Below are 17,080 nucleotides of genomic sequence, written 5' to 3'. Positions count from 1 at the left end.
CCCTGATGGATACGGCCGACGGTTGTGATGCTGGCCGGCTAAGCAATTGTTTTCCCTGTTCAGATGTTTCTTCTGTTACTGATTTATCCGCTTTTTGTATACCTCTGTCCGGAGCAGATAATGTTCTGAGTGTGGATAAGTCATACTTATATATTCGCTTGTGTTATGTTTTTATTCGTATGTGGATAAAGATTGTCGGTTTTTGTCAGTATCTTAATAGGCTTGTTTTATCCGGGCGGTTTTGTCGGAATCGTTCATATTTACCATGCTATACCGGTGACAGGCGGGGCCTGAAACACGTGGGTTTATTTACGCCTGAGCAGGAGGTGCATTATGTTCGGTGATCGGCCGGTGAGTTTCCCTCAGCAGATAGATTTTCTGCTGGTCCCCGGATTTTCTCTGTTTGGCTTAACTTCCATGCTGGACCCTTTGCGTCATGCTAACCGCACCAGTGAGCGCGAGCTTTACCGCTGGCGGCTGATCAGTGAGCAGGGCGGGCTGATCAGCAGCAGTGATGGTATCGAGATTATGAGCCAGCACAGCATTCGGGATGTCGGTAAAGTGCAGGTGCTGATTGTGTGTGCCGGTGATAACCCGGAGCTGCATATTACGCCGGGTCTGCTGAGTTTTATCCGGCAGCAGGCCAGCCACGGCGCGGAGATAGGCAGCCAGGATACCGCGGCCTATATCGTCGCGGCGGCGGGGGTGCTGGACGGTTACCGCACAACCATGCACTGGGAGAACCTGCCCGCTGCAATGGCGGTTTACCCGCGGGTGAGCTGGGTGCAGGAGTTGCTGGTGGTGGACGGTAAAAGGTTTTCCTGCAGCGGCGCGTTATCCGGGCTGGAGATGATGCTGCACCTGATCCGTACTCAGCATGGTAACGGGCTGGCGGTGACGGTGGCGGATGAACTGATCGTTACCCATGAACGGCACCATTCTGACCCCCAGCGAGCGTCGCTGCAAAAACGGCTCGACAGCCGCAATCCCCGTCTGGCGGATGCGGTACAGCTGATGGAAAACAACATTGAGGAACCTCTCAGCATGGGGGAGATTGCCGTGCATCTGGGGGTGTCCAACCGGGAGCTGGAGCGGCTTTTCAAACATTACCTGCAGCAGACGCCCGGCACCTATTATCGCACCCTGCGGCTCAATCAGGCCCGCTGGATGCTGCAGCAGACCAGCCACAGTGTGACCGATGTTGCCGTGGCCTGCGGTTTCAGCTCGGTGGCGCACTTCAGCCGCTGCTACCAGCGCTATTTCAATACTAAACCCAGTCACGAGCGTTAGGCGCATATTGACGCTTTTGTCCGGGTATATTCGATTTTTATCAACAGATAGTCGTTTTTTCTGAAAACCTCAGCCGCTGCCTTGGGTACTTTATCAGGCAGATAATAACAATAAGCGTGCAACTGACAGACAGGTGAGGCCTTCACTGACAGTTGCCGCTGGCGGAGGTATTCATGAACGGGCAGTCACAGCAACAGCGGGTATTTATCACAGCAGCGGCACAGGGTATTGGCCGGGGAATCGCCCGGGCTTTTGTAGCTGCCGGTGCCCGGGTCCACATTTGTGATATTGATCAGAATGCCCTGGATGCCATGGCGGCGGAGTCTGATCAGATCAGCTGCAGCCTGACGGATGTAGGGGATGAGGCTCAGGTCGAAGCCTTCTTCCGTGATGGTCTGGAACAGCTGGGCGGCATTGATGTGCTGGTGAATAACGCCGGGATCGGCGGCCCGGCCGGGGTGCTGGAATCACTGGATTCCGATGCCTGGCAGCAAACCGTACAGATCAATCTTAATGCCACTTTCTACGCCTGTAAGCAGGCCCTGCCGCTGATGAAAGAACAGCAGTCCGGGGCGATTATCAATTTATCTTCTACGGCCGGGATCATGGGCTATCCGTTGCGTACCCCTTATGCGGCCGCCAAATGGGCGGTGACCGGGCTGACAAAATCTCTGGCGATGGAGTGCGGCGCCGACAATATCCGGGTGAATGCGATTTGCCCCGGCGCGGTCTCCGGTGAGCGAATGGACCGGGTGATTGCCAACGAGGCCCGCGCCCGTAACAGCGCAGAAGCCGAGGTACGCGCGGCTTATGTGAGTCAGTGTTCGATGCAAACCTTTGTAGACCCGGAAGACATTGCCGCCATGGCGGTGTTCCTGGCGTCTGAAGGCGGCCGGAAAGTCTCCGGTCAGGTGATCAGCGTCGACGGTGATACTCACACACTGGCGTAAAGCAGCGCCAGACAGTTTCGGAAAATGCCTGCCTGATCCGCCAGCGAGATGCTGGTGGATTAGCGAGTTTGCCGGCGCAAGCCGGCCTTTTTCCATTCCTGCCTTCCGACCGGAAGGTTCATTCATCTACAAAAATAACAAGATGGAGGATGCGTTATGTCGCAAGACTCTCGCAGCCCTGCACCGGAAAATTCGGTGTTTCGGGCAGATATGCTGGCCCGGACCGGGCTATTCAAAGATATGCACAAGGGAATGACCATCACTTCAGCGGCACTGGTGATGCTGTTTGTACTCTTTACCGGGACGAACACTGATCTGGCAGGCACTGTATTTGGCAGTGCCCGCAGCTGGATTGAATCCACCTTTGGCTGGTATTACCTGGTGACCGTGGTATTTCTGATTGCCGTGTGTTTCTACATTGTTATCAGCCCGTTCGGTAAAATACGGCTGGGAGACGATGACAGCCGGCCGGAATTCAGTAATTTCGCCTGGTTCTCGATGCTGTTCTCCGCCGGTATCGGTATCGGTATCCTGTTCTTCGGGGTGGCTGAACCGATCTTTTATCTGGATAACAGCGGCGGTTTTGGCTATCCGAATAACCCCTATGCGGATATGGCCGGTGCAACGGCGCTGGGCTATGACCGGGCGGTGGACGCGTTACGGGTAACCTTCTTCCACTGGGGCTTCCACGGTTGGGCGGTCTACGTGATTGTGGGTATGTCGCTGGCGTATTTTGCTTACCGCAAGAAGCTGCCACTGGCACTGCGTTCTTCGCTGTATCCGTTCATCGGTGAGCGCATTTATGGCCCGATCGGGCATGCGGTGGATATCTTCGGTGTGCTGGGCTGTGTGTTTGGGGTGGCGACATCGCTGGGCCTTGGCGTCAGCCAGATGTCGGTGGGTCTGGAGCGCCTGATCGGCATTGATCCGGGTACAACTACTCAACTGATTCTGATCCTTATGATCTCCGTAGTATCAATCCTGTCGGCGCTGTCCGGCGTGAATAAGGGCATCAAGATCATTTCCGAGCTGAATATTCTGGTGTCTATTCTGGTGGTGGCGTTCTTCCTGTTCGGCGGCCCGACTGCCTGGTTACTGGGCATTTTCGGTGATTCCATTGCGGACTATATGGGCAGCTTTGTACAGATGGGCCTTTGGTTCCCGGAAGAGGAAGGCCCGGCTAAGTGGCAGAACGGCTGGACCGTATTCTACTGGGGCTGGTGGCTGGCGTGGGCGCCGTTTATCGGTTTGTTCATTGCCCGTATTTCCAAAGGCCGTACCCTGCGTGAATTCGTCATCGGTGTATTGCTGGTACCGACCATTATCATCTTCGTCTGGCTGGGTATTTTCGGCGGCACAGCCCTGTATCAGGAGCTGTATGCGGAAGCCGGTGTGGGCACCGCCGGGATCATTGATCTGGTCATGGCCTGGAACCTGCCGGCGGCACTGTTTGCCAGCGCTGATGGCATTGCCGGTACCGGCACGATGGGCTGGATTCTGTCTGCCCTGATGGTCTTCCTGCTGCTGAGCTGGTTTGTAACCTCTTCTGATTCCAGTACGCTGGTGCTGACCACGATTCTGTCCTTCGGCAATGAGCAGCCACCGAAGATCTTCCGGGTGTTCTGGGGCATTATCATTGGTTTTGTGGCGGCAGCTCTGCTGGTGGCCGGGGGGCTCAGCGCCCTGCAGACCGCCAATATTGCTGCGGCACTGCCGCTCAGTGTGGTGATCATTCTGATGACGCTGGGGGTACTGAAATCCCTGTTCATGGAGAAGAAGCAGGCCGGTGAAAGTGAGGCGGTTTCGCAGGAAAACTGATCGCTGACCGTTTTTTAAACTCTGCAAAGGAGCATCGCTGATGCTCCTTTTTTTATGTCTGACGCCGGTGGGCTTTAACTGGCCGCAGTGGCAAACTGAATGAATCTGCCTGTGTCCGGATGAAAGCCGGAGCAAGGCTGACTAAGCTAACAGATATAGCAATACAGGAGACGGATCATGGCATTGTCGGAAGCCTATAGTGAAGCACAGATTGAAGCTGCACTGGCCACCCTGAACGACGGACTGGAAACCCCGTGGGAACGGCGGGGCGATACAATTTTTAAGCAGTTTAAGTTTCGCAGTTTTGTGCGGGCCTTTGGATTTATGAGTTCTGTGGCGATTATCTGTGATAAGCAGAATCATCATCCGGAGTGGTTTAACTGCTATAACACCGTGGATATTACGCTGACGTCTCACGATGTGGGCGGCTTGAGTGAGCGGGATTTTAAACTGGCTACTTCGGTTGAGAAGTTGTTGGTTTAATTCTGTTTTTTGACTGTTATTCAGTGTTTTTGCTGATGTGTATTCGGGGTTGAGGGGTGTTATTTCTGTTTGGCACTTGTCGTTGTTAACGTGCTGAATTTTTTCTTCGGATGATCTTTTTCGACTTCGTCGACTCAAGACTTTTGTAACGGCCAAAGCTTGTCAAAAAGAGTTCTTAAGAATCTAAAATAGCCCCAATACTTGCCCGGCTTCGCCGGGTGCTCTGCGCGTTTCGAGCTTGAATGGCGTTACAAAAACTCGACCGCTACGCGCTCTCAAACAGTTTGTATCGCTGATCATTCAAGCCCTGCAATGCTCGGCTGCGCATAAGGGGAAGCGGGGTGCCAGCTGCGGGTGAGGTGCTCTGAAAAAAGCAAGAGCCGTCTTCGTGCATGTTTACATGTTTATGTTCCCATCTGTGCTACTTCTTTGGTATGGATGTGTTGATTTGCTATACTTTGTCTTACTTTGTAAGACGAATTGTATTGGTAGCACTATGAAAACAGAAATGCTGAGCGCCCGGATTGATCAGGATACTAAACTGGCGTTCACCAGTGTCTGCGAGGAGATGGGATTGAGCCCCTCTCAGGCGATTAAGCTTTTTGCCAAGGCGGTAATTAATTATGGCGGGATACCGTTTGAGCTAAAGGTGAAGCGTCCTAATTCTCTGACTGCTGATGCGATTGCAGAGCTGGAGTCCGGTCAGGGGAATACAGTTGATAATGTAGAAGAGCTGTTTGATGACCTGAAGGCAGGTAAGCTTACAGATGCTTAGACTTGAGTATTCCACTCAGTTTAAAAAAGATTTCAGGAAAATCGCGAAGCTTCCGATTCCGGATGTTGTAGAAGTCGGGCATGTTATCAAAGAGTTACAGTTGGGCAGAAGGTTACCTGAGAAGTACGTTGATCATGCTTTATCGGGTAACTGGCAACATTATCGTGACTGCCATATTAAGCCGGATCTGGTTTTGATTTATAAAACCGATGAAGGCTCCCTCAAGCTGGCCCGAATAGGCTCGCATAGCGAGTTATTCCGATAGCTTTCGCTTTTCTCCGTGCCGGGCCTGTATCCCGTTCCCCTGTGTTTATGTTCTTCTTCACTGAATGGCTTTTTACTGATCAGAGTGAGTGCCGGGGTGGGGATAATTACTTTACTAAATGGTAAGTTTAATGCTGCCTTTGCGGTGAGCTGATTATCTTACGCTCGTGTTGTCCGTTGGCCTTTCAAAAGTGAGATACCAGGGATTGCAATGAAGGTCTTTTTTCCCCAATTTTTTCTGATGCTGTGCCTTTCGTTCAGTGCGATGGCCAGTGAGTTAGTGCTGACTGAAGAAGAGCAGAATTTTATTGCCAGTCATCCGGTGATCAAAGTCGCAATGATGCCGGATTTCACGCCTTTTTCTTATAAGTCCGGTGCCGGGCTGGTGGGGTTTGAGCATGACCTGCTGGCGCTGATATCAGAGAAAACCGGGCTGCGCTTTGAAACCCGCACCGATAAGTGGACTTCGATTTATAACGCTTTTAAAAACAAAGAAGTGGATATGATCAGCAGTATTTCCTACAAGGAGTACCGCGAGCCATTTACCCTGTTTACCAGCCCGTATTACAACATTCCGATCATGATTTTTGTGAAGGATGACTTCGGTGAATATAAGGGGCTGCAAAGTCTGGAAGGTAAGAAAGTCGGTGTGCTGAAAGATGTGTTCTATATCGAAGAACTGAAAAAAGCGGGCGATCTGAATCTGGTGTATTACGACAGTTATGATGCGCTGACCAAAGATCTGGTGTTCGGCAAGATCGATGCGCTGATGCAGAACCTGCCTAACATTAATCATCTGATTAAGAAGTATCTTTACACGAATATCACCCTGGCCAGTGAGCTTTCGCTGCCCAATACCAAACGGGAAGATCTGCGCTTTGGCATTCAGCCTGAGCTGCCGCTGTTAAGTTCGATTGTCCAGAAGACGCTCAGTGCCATGACAAGGCAGGAAAAAGCGGCATTAAGTGATAAATGGATAGGTTCGATTAAGGAATATGTGGGCGGCCATATTCTGCTCAATAAGAATGAAATTGCTTACGTTAATACCAACCGGATTAAGTACTGCATTAACCCTAAGGGCCTGCCTTTTGAGGGGCTGAATGAGAAAGGCGAACACATCGGGATGAGCGCTGATTACTATCAGCTGTTTAGCCAGATGCTGTCTGCGAAATTTGAACTGGTCAGTACTGACAGCTGGAGTCAGTCGCTGGAATATATACAGCAGCGCCGGTGTGACATGCTTGCGCTGGGCATGGAAACCCCTGAGCGCAAAAGCTATCTCAACTTCACCAGCAGCTATCTGGAAGTACCTCTGGTAGTCGCTACCCGGGTGGATGTGCCTTTTATCAATCATATTCTGGATCTGGAAGGTGAAAAGATCGGCATTATTCGCGGTGATGCCTTTGTAGACATTTTACGAAACCGCTACCCCTCCCTTGAGCTGGTGGAGGTGGATGATATCAATGAAGGGCTGGATAAAGTTAAAGACGGTCAGCTGTTTGGCTTTATTGATACCCTGGCGAGCATCGGTTATGAATTCCAGAGTCAGTATTTCGGCGAGCTGAAAATTGCCGGCAAGATCAATGAGAAGTTAAAGCTGTCGATTGCGGTACGTAACGATGATGAGACGCTTCTGGCGGTGCTGCAGAAGGCAGTGAATAACATTACCAATGAGTTGCACCGCAAGATTCTGAATAAGTGGATTCCAATCAAATACGAGAAGGGCATCGACTATAAGCTGATCTGGGAAATTGTGTTGGTGGCGCTGTTGATCGTATTGCTGCTGATGTACTGGAATACCAAAGTTACCAAGGCCAACAGGTTACTCAAGCAGGCGCAAAAGGACATTGAAGAGAAGAATATCGCGCTGGAACGGCTCGCGCTGACAGATAACCTGACCGGTTTATTTAACCGCAGAAAGCTTGAAGAGTTGCTGCAGGTAGAACTGGACCGAAAGGAACGTTTTGAGCGGGATTTCTGCCTCTCTATTCTCGATATCGATTACTTTAAGCAGGTGAATGATACCTTCGGCCATCAGACGGGTGACAGTGTGCTGGTGGAAGTTTCTGAGCTGCTGGTGAGCAGTTTACGTAAAACGGATTATGTGGGGCGCTACGGAGGGGAGGAGTTTATTATTATTTTCCCTGAGTCGAATCTTGACGCGGTGACTGTATTGCTGGACGCCTTGCGGGTGAAGATTGCTGATCATGGTTTTGCGGAAGTAGGCAGTCTGAGTGCCAGTTTCGGTTTTACTCTGTCGCAGAGTGGCGATTCTATTGAGACGATCATCGCCAGAGCGGATGAGGCACTTTACCGGGCGAAGGAGGGTGGACGGAACCGGGTAGAGGTTCAGTTGTAATTTCCCCGGATTACTTTCGTTATGATGAATTAGTTCAGAAGTTTCTGAAGGTTTAGGGGATCGGCCTGATGGACTGCACTAGTCGTTATTTTTGTGCTGGTTTTTTATTTCAGATGATCTTTTCGACTTCGTCGAGTCAAGACCTTTAAACGGCTAAAGGTCTTAACAATCTAAAGGTAGCTCCAATGTAGGCCTGACTTCGCCGGGTACCTTGTGTGTTTCGGCATTGAATGGGAGTTATTGTGGTTTGGCACCTGTCGTTGTTATCGTGCACAATTTGTTCTTCAGATGATCTTTTTCGACTTCGTCGAGTCAAGACCTTTAAACGGCTAAAGGTCTTAACAATCTAAAGGCCGCCCCAATGCTTGCCCGGCTTCGCCGGATGCCCTGCGCGTTTCGCCATTGAATGGCATCGCAAAAACTCAGTCGCTCCGCTCCCTCAAACAGTTTGCGCTGCTGATCATTCAATGCCTGCAATGCTCAGCTGCGCATAAGGGGAAGCGGGGTGCCAACTGTGAGTGAGGTGCTCTGAAAAGGCAAAAGGAAAGGTCTGCTTCCTTTTGCGCTCATTATTTGGCTACAGGCCTGCTTCATTAGCCCAGTGTTCTTCTGTAATTATGACTAACGGTAAGCCGGACTCACGATATTCCATGGCTTTTTCAATCTTTCGGCCAAAACTTTCGTGAGCCCAGCTATCAGTCACATATGTACCTAAAACCAGGTAATCCAGTTTTTTGGTAACCCCTTTAGAGTTTATGCCGCCGAGAGATTCAATGGCTTCCTGACACTGTTTTCTGGTGCCGAACGCGCATGTGCCTGTGAATAAAAAATTTTTACCAGCGAATTCAACCTGAGGTGCAGGATCGCAAACAGGAAGAGTGGATGTTTTTGAAACCTCTCCAAGTTCTGTTTTATCGCCTGAGATAGAATGAAGAATAGAAAACAACTCGGAAGATTCTTCTTCATCAAGAATTCCATCTTCCAGCATTTCAGATACTTTATTTAATAAGTTCAGAACAATTGGATTGTCGGACTGACAATTCTGAACTAACCAGCTTTGAAGAAATTCAGCTTCAGCCTGATCGACTTCTCCATTGGCGGTTATTCCTTTGCTAAGGCCAATAAGGGTATCTATCTGCCTGTCTTGAATGTCCTTTTTATTGAATCGTGTAAAAATTTCCATTTTTAATCCTTCCTGAAGTTCATCCCATCTAGTTTGACTATACGAAGCGGCGCGTTTGATTTCCATAGATATAAATCAACCCTCTCCGTTGGCACGGCCTGATGATCCCCTTCTGCGAAGCCGAGCATCGCAGTTTTAAAATGGAATAATGCGAGGACTGTCTGAGGACGCGCAGCGGCCGAGTTCCGCAGCATCCATTTTAAAATGAGAAGCGCAGGGAACCTGGCGAAGCCAGGCGAGTAGTGGGGCGGCCTTTAGATTCTTAAGACCTTTAGCCGTTTAAAGGTCTTGAGTCGCGTAAGCGAAAAAGATCATCTGAAATCTCAGTCGGCAGGCGAATTAAGCAATGTGCAAAACTATCGAGCCGGTATAGGGTATTTGCCCCAGCAAATACCCTGAAAGTGAATCAGATAAGAGTTGGGAGAGCTGGTTACCGTTTCAACGGTACCGAAAGGTAAACTCCAAATTCCTCCCCTATGTCACAACTCACCCGCGCATGAACCTTACCCTGCCGGTCCTGAAAACGCTGTTTATCCTCAACAGGAAAGATACCCTCATGCCAGATATTCGGGTGGATATACAAGCCACGGCTACCATCACACCAGAAAGCCACCACCTTATCAGGCGTCAGGTCATCGCCGGGCAGCGCCACCGGCACTACAAAAGGTTTGTTATCCAGCGGATAGAACATCTGCCCGCCGTCCGGGTGATAGTTCATGTGCCAGAGCAGCACCTGATTCCGGGGGACACTGGCTACATCACTTTGGGCCTGTTGCGGGTCGCAGGACCAGCCCAGCACGTATTCACCGTTGACCGCTTCGTTGCTGCCGTGGAGGATGTCGCCGCGCCATTCGCCGTGGAAGATGCCTTCTACCCAGCCGGCTTCGTCACCGGTGCCTTCATCCACAGGCCGCCAGCCCTGTGCCGGCCAGCGGACGATTTCAATTTCAAAGTTGTCCGGGTCATCCACCAGACAGCCGTAGCCTTTAACAGATTCTTCCGTGGCCACGATCAGGGGAACCTGATGCAGCGGTCGGGTTGGTTTCTCGCTGGCTTCAAAGATATAGTTTGGTGCTGAGGTATCGTTCATTGTTGGGCTGCTCTCGTCGGTCTTTTATTGTGATGTTGGCCGGTTGCGATAAGTCACGGGGTATTTATGCCGCAGGCCGGCGGCGGTGGTCAAAACAATGCCGTTAACAAATTTATAAATTTATTTTTACAGCCAGGTGACGGTATGACCCATGCGCAGTTAAAAGCCTTTCACGCGGTGGCCCTGACGGGATCAGTACAGGATGCGGCGGAGCGTCTCAGCCTGACCCAGCCGGCGGTGAGTGTGCAGCTTAAAGCGCTGGAGGCGGACAGCGGCAAGCTGCTGTTTCGCAAAGCCGGTCACCGGCTGGAACTGTCTGCAGAGGGGCAGGCGCTGTTTATTGTCACCCGGCAGATGTTCCGGGCAGAGGCGGAGGCCCGGCAGTTGCTGTCGCCGGACAGCCGGCATACGGGCAGTCTGGTGATCGGTGCTGATGGCCCCCATGTGGCACTGGACCTGATTGCCGAATTTCGCAGCCGATACCCGCAGGTTAAGGTGGAAACTCTGTTCTCTAACGCGGAACACACCTGGCTGAATTTGCTGAATTTACAGGTGGATGTGGCAGTGCTGGCGGGATCGCCGGCGCATCAGCGGGTGCATAAGCAACTGGCTGCCCGGCAAAGCCTGATGGCGCTGTTATCGGCTGATCACGTCTTGGCGGGGGCTGATTCGCTGACGCTGGAGCAGCTCAGTGAAGAGGTGCTGATCTTCCGTGAACAGGGTTCGAATACCCAGCAAAAACTGGCCGCCGCGCTGGCAGAGCGTCAGTTACACGTGCAGCCCGGGCTGGTGATGGGCAGCCGGGAGGCGGTATTCGAGGCGGTGGTGCGTAAGATGGGGGTGGGATTTTTGTATAACCGCGAAGTGAATCAGGATCCGCGTGTCCGGGCGGTGCCGGTGGCCGGTATGGAGGCGGTTAACTGGGACGAAGTTGTCTGCCTGAAAAACGGCCGGCAGAATCCTCACGTGGCGGCGTTCTTTGACTGTATTCAGGAATAGCCGGGCAGGGTGTCTGCCCGGCTAAGGGCCGGTTATGGCTGTTCCGGTTTGTCTTTCAGATCTGATACCAGATCATCAATGGCGTCATGTTCGTGCAGCACTTCGACGACATCGGAGGCGCTTTCAGGCACGGCTTCGACCGCTGCTGCGGCCACGTCCATTGCCTGTTCCGGAGCTTTTTCAGCGATCATGGATACCATGTCGGTAACGTTCTGCTCACTTTCATCCGCCAGACGGTCGGCATAACGCATGTCTTCCAGGTTGTCGGAAACGTTGCTCAGGTAGGCTTCGGCGATCTCCACCACGGCTTCCGGATTGTCGTCTTCCAGTACGGCTTCGGTGGCCGCTTCAATGATATCCAGGGTCTGTTCCGGGGCGGCTTCTGCCATGGAGGCGGCCAGTTCCGGAATGTCTTCTGATTCAGCGTCTTCAAATACTGCGCTGACCAGCTCTGCAGGGGCTTCGGTGGAAGCGGCAATGATGCTTTGCGCCAGTTCGGTATCCTGTTCCGGGGTCAGTTCGTTGAGGCGGTTATACAGTTCGGTGACGTCGATACCCTCTACTGTAGCAACGGCACCGGCCACTTCGTTAACCTGTTCCGGGTTGGCTCTGGCAATCAGCATGACCATGTCGATGGCCAGTTCCGGGTGATGGGTGGCCATATCTATGGCAGTCTGGGCAGCGGGGCTCAGCTGCGGCGCGGTATCAGAGTATTCGGTCCGGGGGTCGAGGTCGGCACTGACCATACCGGTTGCCCCCTGGGAAACAAATGCTTCCTGCTGGTCGACCGGAATGGCTTGCCGTACTTTGGTGCGGTAGAAAATGAACAGTGCAAACAAAGCGTGCATGACGGCCAGCATGGTGAAAAAGGCGTTGTCGCCAAAGTGCTTCATGATAAAACCCGCAATACTGGGGCCGGAAATACCGCCTACTGCGTATATGATCATCATCGACCCCATCGCGCCGCTCATCTGACTTTGCTGTAAACGGTCGAAGCTTTCAGAGATACCCAGCGGGTAGAGCGTTGCCATAATGCCGCTGCTCAGGGCGACCAGCAGCAGGGTAATGATGAACCAGTCCAGCCCTACAGTGAAAGGTATCAGGGCCGTTGCGATCATAGAGACCAGGGTTACGCACAGAATGACAGTACGGCGGTTGTAGTGGTCGGCAAGGTAACCAATGGGAAACTGTAAGAGAAAACCACCCAGAATCGCAGCACCTACCAGTAATGAAACGTCGACACCGGTAATGCCCTGATTTTGTGCGTAGACGGCCAGCATGGAGAGTATTGAACCCAGCAACAGGCCGCACATGAATACAGAAGATGCACCGGCTGGGGAGATTTTTAGCAGCTCCGGCATAGGCATACGGGGTGAGTCATCCACGACGGGTGCTGATACTTTACTCAGTGCAATCGGGACGACACCTGCACAGAACACCAACCCGCCAATAATGTATAAAAGCGCATCGCTGACGGGGGCCAGGTTGACCAGGAAAGAACCCAGGAACATCGCGGAGAGTAAAACAACCTGATTAATGGATAAGATACGTGAGCGGGTTTCACTGGTTGCTCTTTCACTTAACCAGCCATCCGTCACTATGGTAATGACCGCAATGCTGAAACCAATGCATGCCCGCATGGCAGCCCACATCCATTCATTCAGCCAGAGATAACAGGCCAGGATACTGATGGCGCCAATGGCTGCGCTGGCGGTAAATAAACGTATATGTCCGACCCGGACGATGAGTTGCCGGGCATAAAGACCGCCGATTAACAGGCCAACAGAAAACATCGCCATGATTAAGCCGATATTGTCAGCACTGATACCTTCAGAGGCTAAACGGGAGGGCACCAGAATATTATTCAGGCCATGCCCTAAAAATATAACAAATCCGCTTAAAAACAGAGCGATCAGGGAGATCAGCGTCGCCGTCATAGAGTGCAGTTCCTTAGGGCGTTTTTCCGCGACTTTATGCCCTAAGCTTTTGTTCTGTCAATCAATTCCCGTCGGTCAGCTATCAATAAATTCGATGGCTGACCGCAGGAAAACCGATTTGTGTCCGCAAGGCTGATATCAGCGGGTTTCGAAGGCTCGGTAGATACTGCCGGCGGCACCGCCGGAGGCTTTTATCTGAATGGCTATTTCGTCGCTGTCCAGCCCCGGTGAGCAGATCAGGTAGCCGGCATCGCTGGCAGCGGTGGTTAACTCAGACCGAAGGGCTGTAAGGGTATCAACTGAGCACTGCCGCAGCAGCCGTGGCTGGCTCTGACGCACCAGGCTGGCCTGGTCCTGATCCTCTGTGCTGATCAGACCATTTTCCCGGCAGAAGCCCAGTGAGTATTCCCCCAGGCAGGCTTTGGCGGCTTTCAGTACGGCGCTGCTCTGGTAGAGCCGGCTGTCGCTGGGGGCAATATCCAGATTGTCGATTTGCAGCGGAGTGATGCTGTGTACCCGGGTTGGCTGACAGTCGCCGCCAGTGCGGGTGCTGACATCCAGTTCGAAATAACGGGCTTTCGGATAGGCTTTCAGCTGCCCGGCCGGCACGCTGATGTATTCATTGTTGGCACTCTGCAGCTCGGTCTCACCGTTCACTTCAATGGCCAGCGCCGGTAACTGTGCCAGCAAGGTTCGGCGGTCATAGTCACAGCTGCCATCCAGCGATTGTGGGGTGTTACTGATGTCCGGCTGGCTGCTGCAGGCGCTCAGTAGCAGTGCCATACTGGCCAGTACGAAGGCAGTGGTGTATCGGGAGAACATAATAATTCCTTGAAAGCTTCAGATATGCAGGTATGACCCTTTCAGCGGCGTTAGGTTACCGCAGAATCTGTTAAACAGGGAATTTTTTGTGCCGAAGGATGGCTCAGGGTGTGTGTGACGTAAAAACGCCGCGGCAGGGAAGGCCTGACGCGGCGTTATTCAGCGTTGCTCAGCGGTGGCTTCAGGCGTACTGCTGGCCCAGTACCCGCAGGCGGCTCTGGAATTCTGAACGGTCAACGTAGCAGCCGCGCAGGTGGCGGGTGCCGGTGCTCGGGTCAAATTTATCACGGCCGTGCATCACCCGGCGGTTATCGAATACCACCATGTCACCACCCTGCAGCATCAGCTTGATGGTGTAACGGGGATCGCGCAGGCGGCCCATCAGGTTACGGTACGCCAGATAGTATTCGTGCATGATCTCTTCCGGCAGGTCGAAAATATCTGCCAGATGGGCGTTGTATTTGATCTCAACAATTTCACCAAAAGTGTTCAGGTTGATCACCGGATGGTGCTGACGGATGTCGTGGCCTTCGTCGTGGAAGCGGAACGGAATGGCATGTTCTGCCAGCAGGCGGAAATCTTCCGGACATTCGCCGCGCAGATCTTCCAGCACCCGCAGGCCGTCAACAAAGACGGATGCGCCACCTTCACTGTCGTTCGCCAGGCAGTGCAGGAACTGATAGCCCGGCGGGACTTCCTGGTTGGCCAGGTCGGTGTGCAGTGGCAGAGCGATTGAGGTGTAGGCCAGGTTGATCGGGTTCGGTACCGAAATAACATTGAAGGTTACACCGAAGTTAGTCCGGCGCAGGTAATCAATACGCTGGGCCACATCCACCACCGCTTCATCGGTGATCGGCATGTTACGGACAATGGCCAGACCGTCACGGTCCAGTGCGGTCATCCAGTCGAACAGGGCTCTGTCGTCCTGCATGATGTCGGCATTATCCGCTTCCGGAATGTTGTTAATGAAGCTGTTATTCCAGCTCTGATAGGTAGAGCTCTGGCGCTGGCGCAGGTTGCCGGAGTAGGCATGGCTGCGCAGCCACTGCTGGCAGAAGGTGCTGCGGTGCTCGCCTTCAGACCAGTCGATATGCAGGGTATCGGCATCATAGTCGATGGCCAGTGGGTGAATGTCGGCACTGACGGACAACTGGTCGAAGGTACGTTCCTTGGTATCGGCGTGGAAGCCGCTCGGGCAGTTGTCCCGTAACCAGAGGAAGTGGAAGCTGGCGTGCTTACCATCATCCCATTCGATGTTCAGGCTGCGTGGCTGTTGGGTGATATTGGCGATGCGGCTGTCGGTTTCCCGGCCGGCTGTTGGAGTACCGTCTAACATAGAAGTGTGCCCGTCATATTATTATGCAAATCCGAAAACTGGCTCAAATGCGTCTGGTATGTGCATTGTGAGCGACAGGCTGCAAATGATAATGGGCTGCGAAAAAACGACAAACGATGAATATGGGGGGTCACCATAAGCCCAGCTAATGGTACCCTTTAGCAGATCAAAACAGCTGTGCTGCAAAGCCGAATACAGAGACTGATATGCCGGTTAAATTACCCCCTTTGAACTGGTTGCGAACCTTTGAGGTCGCCGCCCGGGAACTGAACTTTACCGTGGCTGCCCGGGAGCTGAATATGACCCAGTCGGCGGTCAGTCAGCAGATCCGCCTGCTGGAGGATAATCTGGGAGAGCCGCTGTTCAACCGCATGCCCCGGCAGATCAGCCTGACTAAGCGGGGCCGGGCGTATCTGCCGGTGGTGCAGGGGGCGTTGCAGGAATTGCAGCGGGGCACTTCGGATATTTTCTCACCGCTCAAAGACGGCGAGGTAACCATTGAGGTCAATACTGCCTTTGGGATTCTCTGGCTGGCGCCGCGCATTAAAAAATTTACGGATGAGTATCCCGGGTTAAGTCTGAGAATAATTAATGCCAACTGGGACAGTGAATTTACCGCCGGTACCGCTGAACTGTCGTTGCGTCACGGTACCGGGGACTGGCCGGAGCTGGATTTTACCCGGCTGATCACGCCCCGCCTGCGGCCATACTGCAGCCCACAGATGGCTGCTGAGATTAACCGGACAGCAGATGTACTGAACTGGCCGTTGCTGAATGTCATCGGGAACCAGCAGAACTGGCATGCCTGGCTGGCACAGTACGGTTTACAGCATGAAGAGCAGCCCCTGATTCACAAAATGGACAGTGCCGCGACTACGGTCGCCATGGCCGTCGCTGATTGTGGCATTTGCCTGAGCTATGACGAAATCGTTGCACCACAGGTAGCCGCCGGGCAGTTAGTGGCACCGCTGGAAGATTATGTGGGCAGTACCGAAAGCTATTACCTGACCCACCGGCAGGACAGCCCCCTGAGTAAAGCCGCTAAAGTGTTTAAGGCGTGGTTACTGGAAGCGGTGAGCTAAGCTGTAACTGAGACAATGTAATCAGGAGACGGTCATGGCAGGGAGCAGGGAAGAAGGGCCGGTTATCGGTTTTATTATGAATCTGTTTGCCAGTGTGATGTTTTCAGTGCCCACGGCAATTCTGCTGTGGTTTGGGCTGAATACTGTTTGGGCTAAGGAAACAGTGGGCTATCCCTCCGCCCAAAACGAACTTTTTCTCAGCAGTAGCAGTTTCTGGATACTGTTAGGCGCACTGATATGTATTGGTATTTGCTTCCCCCGGTTCTTTCCGGGGATTATGGGCTTTTGCTGGCGCCAGATTATGCGTCTGGGGCACTGGATTAATCACTGGTGAAGCGAATTATGTGTTCAGGAGCGGTTCCAGCCCCGGTGTACTTCGGTTGGCCAGCCATTCGGTAATTTCATAGTGGGCCAGCTGTTCACGTTTGAACGGATCTTCTTCAAGAATGGTTTCCAGTGCTTCTCTGGTCGTCGCGGTTGCCAGAATCACACCGCCGGTGCGGGGCTGTTTAGGCCCGGATGCCAGAAAGGTCCCGCTGGCGTAATGATGATTCAGAAAGGCGATATGTTCTTCGAGACAGGCTTCGATCTCGCTGAGGGGGCGTTGATACGTGATAGATACGATGAACATGCTTCTTCCTGTCAGGTTTCCTGAGGCATAAAAAAACCGCTGCAGGCAGCGGTTTTTTTCA

The 17,080-nt window shown here is 52.6% G+C and carries 16 protein-coding genes; 10 read left to right on the top strand and 6 right to left on the bottom strand.

Annotated elements, in window-relative coordinates; all coding sequences use genetic code 11:
• The first annotated feature begins 333 nt into the window (after positions 1 to 333).
• The 7 genes from PCI15_RS22520 to PCI15_RS22490 all read left to right on the top strand — a co-directional run bounded on the left by PCI15_RS22520 (position 334) and on the right by PCI15_RS22490 (position 7,939).
• Positions 334 to 1,290 (top strand): GlxA family transcriptional regulator, encoded by a 957-nt coding sequence (locus PCI15_RS22520; protein ID WP_271272107.1) that lies wholly within the window; start codon positions 334 to 336, stop codon positions 1,288 to 1,290.
• 173 nt (positions 1,291 to 1,463) lie between these two features.
• Positions 1,464 to 2,240 carry an SDR family oxidoreductase gene (locus PCI15_RS22515; protein ID WP_271272106.1) on the top strand — a complete coding sequence of 259 codons (777 nt, stop codon included), beginning with the start codon at positions 1,464 to 1,466 and terminating at the stop codon, positions 2,238 to 2,240.
• A 156-nt stretch (positions 2,241 to 2,396) separates the two neighbouring features.
• On the top strand, positions 2,397 to 4,058 hold the full coding sequence (locus tag PCI15_RS22510) for a BCCT family transporter (protein WP_271272105.1): 1,662 nt from the start codon (positions 2,397 to 2,399) through the stop codon (positions 4,056 to 4,058).
• Positions 4,059 to 4,235: 177 nt separating this feature from the next.
• Positions 4,236 to 4,541, top strand: coding sequence for a 4a-hydroxytetrahydrobiopterin dehydratase (locus PCI15_RS22505; protein WP_271272104.1), 306 nt, complete (start codon positions 4,236 to 4,238; stop codon positions 4,539 to 4,541).
• Positions 4,542 to 5,037: 496 nt separating this feature from the next.
• The gene (locus PCI15_RS22500) at positions 5,038 to 5,316 is read left to right on the top strand and encodes a type II toxin-antitoxin system RelB/DinJ family antitoxin (RefSeq protein ID WP_271272103.1); all 279 of its coding nucleotides are present in this window, start codon (positions 5,038 to 5,040) and stop codon (positions 5,314 to 5,316) included.
• Positions 5,309 to 5,581, top strand: coding sequence for a type II toxin-antitoxin system RelE/ParE family toxin (locus PCI15_RS22495; RefSeq protein ID WP_271272102.1), 273 nt, complete (start codon positions 5,309 to 5,311; stop codon positions 5,579 to 5,581). The genes PCI15_RS22500 and PCI15_RS22495 overlap by 8 nt, the downstream gene beginning before the upstream one ends.
• A 210-nt stretch (positions 5,582 to 5,791) precedes the next feature.
• Positions 5,792 to 7,939, top strand: a complete 2,148-nt coding sequence (locus tag PCI15_RS22490; RefSeq protein ID WP_271272101.1) for a transporter substrate-binding domain-containing diguanylate cyclase — start codon at positions 5,792 to 5,794, stop codon at positions 7,937 to 7,939.
• Positions 7,940 to 8,516: 577 nt separating this feature from the next.
• Here PCI15_RS22490 and PCI15_RS22485 read toward each other — a convergent pair.
• On the bottom strand, positions 8,517 to 9,188 hold the full coding sequence (locus PCI15_RS22485; protein ID WP_271272100.1) for a BRCT domain-containing protein: 672 nt from the start codon (positions 9,186 to 9,188) through the stop codon (positions 8,517 to 8,519).
• Between the two features lie 364 nt (positions 9,189 to 9,552).
• Positions 9,553 to 10,212, bottom strand: coding sequence for an ureidoglycolate lyase (locus PCI15_RS22480; RefSeq protein ID WP_271272099.1), 660 nt, complete (start codon positions 10,210 to 10,212; stop codon positions 9,553 to 9,555).
• Positions 10,213 to 10,356: 144 nt separating this feature from the next.
• Here PCI15_RS22480 and PCI15_RS22475 point away from each other — a divergent pair, with 144 nt between their 5' ends.
• Positions 10,357 to 11,211, top strand: coding sequence for a LysR substrate-binding domain-containing protein (locus PCI15_RS22475; protein ID WP_271272098.1), 855 nt, complete (start codon positions 10,357 to 10,359; stop codon positions 11,209 to 11,211).
• Between the two features lie 32 nt (positions 11,212 to 11,243).
• On the opposite strand, the gene PCI15_RS22470 is transcribed toward PCI15_RS22475, so the two are convergent.
• The 3 genes from PCI15_RS22470 to PCI15_RS22460 form a co-directional block, all read right to left on the bottom strand.
• On the bottom strand, positions 11,244 to 13,148 hold the full coding sequence (locus PCI15_RS22470) for an MFS transporter (protein WP_271272097.1): 1,905 nt from the start codon (positions 13,146 to 13,148) through the stop codon (positions 11,244 to 11,246).
• 138 nt (positions 13,149 to 13,286) lie between these two features.
• Entirely contained in the window at positions 13,287 to 13,970 is a 684-nt protein-coding gene (locus PCI15_RS22465) for a hypothetical protein (RefSeq protein WP_271272096.1), read from the bottom strand.
• Positions 13,971 to 14,151: 181 nt separating this feature from the next.
• Complete coding sequence (locus PCI15_RS22460) at positions 14,152 to 15,306, bottom strand: TauD/TfdA family dioxygenase (protein ID WP_271272095.1); 1,155 nt, start codon at positions 15,304 to 15,306, stop codon at positions 14,152 to 14,154.
• A gap of 206 nt (positions 15,307 to 15,512) precedes the next feature.
• On the opposite strand from PCI15_RS22460, the gene PCI15_RS22455 reads away from it, so the two are divergent.
• Together PCI15_RS22455 and PCI15_RS22450 are read left to right on the top strand one after the other, a co-directional pair.
• A complete protein-coding gene (locus PCI15_RS22455; RefSeq protein WP_271272094.1) occupies positions 15,513 to 16,388 on the top strand; it encodes a LysR substrate-binding domain-containing protein in 876 nt (291 codons plus the stop codon).
• 34 nt (positions 16,389 to 16,422) lie between these two features.
• Entirely contained in the window at positions 16,423 to 16,722 is a 300-nt protein-coding gene (locus PCI15_RS22450) for a hypothetical protein (RefSeq protein WP_271272093.1), read from the top strand.
• Between the two features lie 6 nt (positions 16,723 to 16,728).
• On the opposite strand, the gene PCI15_RS22445 is transcribed toward PCI15_RS22450, so the two are convergent.
• Positions 16,729 to 17,019 carry a YciI family protein gene (locus tag PCI15_RS22445; RefSeq protein ID WP_271272092.1) on the bottom strand — a complete coding sequence of 97 codons (291 nt, stop codon included), beginning with the start codon at positions 17,017 to 17,019 and terminating at the stop codon, positions 16,729 to 16,731.
• Between the last annotated feature and the right edge of the window lie 61 nt (positions 17,020 to 17,080).

Source organism: Aliamphritea hakodatensis (genome assembly GCF_024347195.1).
Taxonomy (GTDB): domain Bacteria; phylum Pseudomonadota; class Gammaproteobacteria; order Pseudomonadales; family Balneatricaceae; genus Amphritea; species Amphritea hakodatensis.
Note: the sequence above shows the minus strand (reverse complement) of the source record. Positions and strands in the feature narration are given on the sequence as shown.

Coding starts and splice junctions, on each gene's coding strand:
- PCI15_RS22520 (WP_271272107.1), top strand. CDS start 334: ATGTTCGGTGATCGGCCGGTGAGTTTCCCTCAGCAGATAGATTTTCTG.
- PCI15_RS22470 (WP_271272097.1), bottom strand. CDS start 13,148: ATGACGGCGACGCTGATCTCCCTGATCGCTCTGTTTTTAAGCGGATTT.
- PCI15_RS22510 (WP_271272105.1), top strand. CDS start 2,397: ATGTCGCAAGACTCTCGCAGCCCTGCACCGGAAAATTCGGTGTTTCGG.
- PCI15_RS22515 (WP_271272106.1), top strand. CDS start 1,464: ATGAACGGGCAGTCACAGCAACAGCGGGTATTTATCACAGCAGCGGCA.
- PCI15_RS22495 (WP_271272102.1), top strand. CDS start 5,309: ATGCTTAGACTTGAGTATTCCACTCAGTTTAAAAAAGATTTCAGGAAA.
- PCI15_RS22450 (WP_271272093.1), top strand. CDS start 16,423: ATGGCAGGGAGCAGGGAAGAAGGGCCGGTTATCGGTTTTATTATGAAT.
- PCI15_RS22460 (WP_271272095.1), bottom strand. CDS start 15,306: ATGTTAGACGGTACTCCAACAGCCGGCCGGGAAACCGACAGCCGCATC.
- PCI15_RS22480 (WP_271272099.1), bottom strand. CDS start 10,212: ATGAACGATACCTCAGCACCAAACTATATCTTTGAAGCCAGCGAGAAA.
- PCI15_RS22485 (WP_271272100.1), bottom strand. CDS start 9,188: ATGGAAATCAAACGCGCCGCTTCGTATAGTCAAACTAGATGGGATGAA.
- PCI15_RS22500 (WP_271272103.1), top strand. CDS start 5,038: ATGAAAACAGAAATGCTGAGCGCCCGGATTGATCAGGATACTAAACTG.
- PCI15_RS22490 (WP_271272101.1), top strand. CDS start 5,792: ATGAAGGTCTTTTTTCCCCAATTTTTTCTGATGCTGTGCCTTTCGTTC.
- PCI15_RS22505 (WP_271272104.1), top strand. CDS start 4,236: ATGGCATTGTCGGAAGCCTATAGTGAAGCACAGATTGAAGCTGCACTG.
- PCI15_RS22445 (WP_271272092.1), bottom strand. CDS start 17,019: ATGTTCATCGTATCTATCACGTATCAACGCCCCCTCAGCGAGATCGAA.
- PCI15_RS22455 (WP_271272094.1), top strand. CDS start 15,513: ATGCCGGTTAAATTACCCCCTTTGAACTGGTTGCGAACCTTTGAGGTC.
- PCI15_RS22475 (WP_271272098.1), top strand. CDS start 10,357: ATGACCCATGCGCAGTTAAAAGCCTTTCACGCGGTGGCCCTGACGGGA.
- PCI15_RS22465 (WP_271272096.1), bottom strand. CDS start 13,970: ATGTTCTCCCGATACACCACTGCCTTCGTACTGGCCAGTATGGCACTG.